Origin of the sequence: Halolamina salina (genome assembly GCF_042678005.1) — an archaeon.
In the GTDB taxonomy this organism is placed as follows: Archaea; Halobacteriota; Halobacteria; order Halobacteriales; family Haloferacaceae; genus Halolamina; species Halolamina salina.
This window is the reverse complement of record NZ_JBHUDH010000085.1, coordinates 1003-1315: the sequence shown is the minus strand read 5'-3', so window position 1 is coordinate 1315 and position 313 is coordinate 1003. Positions and strand designations below refer to the sequence as shown.

Genomic DNA, 313 nt, shown 5'->3' with positions numbered 1-313 from the left:
GGCAGCGTCAACATTGCGGCGTTCAAGGACGCCGGCGACCACGAGGCCGAGATCGTCGACGCCAGCCGCGACACCGAGCCCGACATCTACGTCGTCGGGAAGGAGGGCGAGGGCGACGGGACCGTCGACCTCCCCTCGGACTTCTCCGGCTCGGCGGACCTGACGACGCTCCGACGCTCGGACGACCGCGCGCAGGGGTCCTACGTCCGCGTGTTCGACGAGGACTACGAGGAGTTCGCGGAGGAGGCCGCCCGCGACGCCGAGTACACCATCGTCGCCACGGAGGACTGGGACATCATCCCGCTCGAGAACC

At 69.6% G+C, this 313-nt stretch carries 1 protein-coding gene; it reads left to right on the top strand.

Annotated elements, in window-relative coordinates; all coding sequences use genetic code 11:
- The coding region (locus tag ACFR9S_RS08355) for a 3-dehydroquinate synthase II (RefSeq protein WP_379818414.1) at positions 1-313 on the top strand (313 nt) is incomplete at both ends.